Genomic DNA, 2,383 nt, shown 5'->3' with positions numbered 1-2,383 from the left:
GCTGCAGACCCTCGCCCGGTCGCCGCGGGCGGTCGCGGCAGGCGTCGGCGGCGGCGTGCTCACCCTCCTCGGCCTCGTGCTGCTGCTGGGCGACCCGAAGGCCGGCGAGCCGCGGGTCCAGCTCGCCATCACCGTTCGCGACGTCGTGCCTGTCGCAGGGCGGCCCGCGTCGCCGGACGCGGTGGCGGCCAACGAGCCGGCTCCGGCACCCAAGCTTCAGAGCAGCGCCCTCGAGGTCGAGTCGGCCTCCGGCGTCACCGTCGTGCGGGCCGGCGGCTCGGCCGCACCCGCCGAGGCGGTGGTGATCCGCGTGCCGCAGGCCGACGCACCCAAGCTCGCCCCCGCCCCCGATCCGCGCCTGACCGAGCGCGGGCGCCACGGCACCCTGCCGAAGCTCGGCGAAGGCCGCATCCGCCCCCTCGACGTCTACGCCCGGCCCGAGGAGCCCGGCACCGGTCCGCGCATCGCGATCGTGCTCACCGGCCTCGGCGTCGGCCAGGCGGCCACCGCGAGCGCGATCGTCAAGCTGCCCCCGGCCGTCAGCCTCGCCTTCTCGCCCTACGGCAACGACGCCGAGCGCAGCGCCGCGCGCGCCCGCGCCTTCGGCCACGAGATCCTGCTCCAGGCGCCGATGGAGCCGTTCGACTTCCCCGACAGCGACCCCGGCCCGCAGGGGCTGCTCACCTCCGCCAAGCCCCCCGAGAACGCCGACCGCCTGGCCTGGGCGATGAGCCGGTTCTCGGGCTATGTCGGCGTGACGAACTTCATGGGCGCCAAGTTCATGGCGGATGCGGCCGCGTTCGAGCCGGTGCTGCGCGACATCGCCGCCCGCGGCCTCGGCTTCCTCGACGACGGCACCAACGCCCGCGGCGTCGCCCGGGATCTCCTCGACAAGGCCAAGGTGCCGGCGGCCCGCGCCGAGGTCGTCCTCGACGCCGTGCCGCGGCCGGAGGCGATCGACCGCGAGCTGGCGCGGCTCGAGGCGCAGGCCCGCACCAACGGCTTCGCCCTCGCCTCGGGCAGCGCCCAGCCGATGACGATCGAGCGGATCGCCCGCTGGAGCCGCGAACTCGAGGGCCGCGGCATCCGCCTCGTGCCGGCGAGCGTGGCGCTCCGCGGCGCCAAGGCGATGCGGGTGACGAAGGCGGACTGATCCCGGCGGCGCCGATAACATGTGTCTCGACGTTGCCGCGCCGGTTGGCCCTCCCTATGGTCGCCGCCGATGAAGACCGACAGCCCAACCCGCGATTCCGCCGAAGACCTGCCCTATCGCCCCTGCGTCGGGGTCGCCCTGATCAACCGGGCCGGTCTCGTCTTCGTCGGCCGCCGCAAGCCGGAGGCCGGCCCCGAGCACGTGTCGGGCAACCTCGCCTGGCAGATGCCCCAGGGCGGGATCGACGACGGCGAGGCGCCCCAGGCCGCGGCCCTGCGCGAGCTTCACGAGGAGACCAACGTCGACGCGGCCTCGGTCCGCCTACTCGCCGAGGCGCCGGACTGGCTGTCCTACGACCTGCCGCCCGAGGTGCGGAAGCAGGCGTGGCGTGGCCGCTACCGCGGGCAGACGCAGCGCTGGTTCGCCTTCGCGTTCCTCGGCGACGACGGCGTGATCGACGTCGAGCATCCCGGCGGGGGCGCCCACAAGGCCGAGTTCGACGCGTGGCGCTGGGTGCCCTTCCCGGAGCTTCCAGGGCTGATCGTGCCGTTCAAGCGCCCGGTCTACGAAGGCGTGGTCGCGGCGTTCGCCCCCTTGAGCACCTGGTCGGCCGGCGCGTGAGCGCGGCGGCGGTGCGATAGGCCGCGCGATGCGCTGGTGGGCGATTCCCCTCGTCGCGGTGCTCGGCTGGTTCGCCTTCACCCTGACGCCGCTCTGGACGCTCTACGACCTCGCCCAAGCGGTGAAGGCGCACGACGTCGGATACGTCCAGAGCCACGTCAACTTCCGCACGCTGCGCCTGTCGCTGGTCCGCCAGACCACCGCGGCGTTGCGCGCCGCCTCGGACACCGATCCGGGCCTCGAGGCCAAGGACCGCCAGCGCCTGAACGAGGCGGCGGTCGGCGTGGCGATGGCGCTCGCCGAATCGATGGTGACCGCCGAGACCGTGCTCGACCTGCTCGACGACGGCTGGCCGCAGAGCCTCGACATCCAGCGACCGGACGGCGTGAAGCCGGCGGGCCTCCGGCTCGACCGTATCGCGCGGGTGTTCCCGTTCTGGATCGCCTCGGAGATGCGCGGCTTCCGCACGGCGGTGATCGTGATCCCGCCCGACGCGCCGCGGGAGGACCAGCTCCGCCTGCGCCTGCGCCTGCGCGGCTGGACCTGGCGGCTCGTCGACATCGAGGTCGCCGAGGCCCTGCGCGAGCAGATGGCCCAGCGCCTCGGGCG

General features: G+C 74.5%; 3 protein-coding genes. All 3 read left to right on the top strand.

Annotation, left to right across the window (positions count from 1 at the left end; genetic code table 11):
* Window position 1 precedes the first annotated feature (1 nt).
* The gene (locus FV222_RS23320) at window positions 2-1,153 is read left to right on the top strand and encodes a divergent polysaccharide deacetylase family protein (protein ID WP_246685623.1); all 1,152 of its coding nucleotides are present in this window, start codon (window positions 2-4) and stop codon (window positions 1,151-1,153) included.
* 69 nt (window positions 1,154-1,222) lie between these two features.
* Window positions 1,223-1,774 carry an RNA pyrophosphohydrolase gene (locus FV222_RS23315; protein ID WP_147754232.1) on the top strand — a complete coding sequence of 184 codons (552 nt, stop codon included), beginning with the start codon at window positions 1,223-1,225 and terminating at the stop codon, window positions 1,772-1,774.
* A gap of 28 nt (window positions 1,775-1,802) precedes the next feature.
* Window positions 1,803-2,383: DUF2939 domain-containing protein (locus FV222_RS23310; RefSeq protein ID WP_147815753.1), on the top strand; the 581-nt coding region annotated here is incomplete at its 3' end.

Origin of the sequence: Methylobacterium sp. WL103, assembly GCF_008039885.1 — a bacterium.
Lineage (GTDB): Bacteria > Pseudomonadota > Alphaproteobacteria > Rhizobiales > Beijerinckiaceae > Methylobacterium > Methylobacterium cerastii.
This window is presented reverse-complemented; position numbering and strand designations above follow the sequence as displayed.

What these genes read in the sequence shown, in the direction of transcription:
- FV222_RS23315 (WP_147754232.1), top strand. Translation starts at nt 1,223, where the DNA reads ATGAAGACCGACAGCCCAACCCGCGATTCCGCCGAAGACCTGCCCTAT.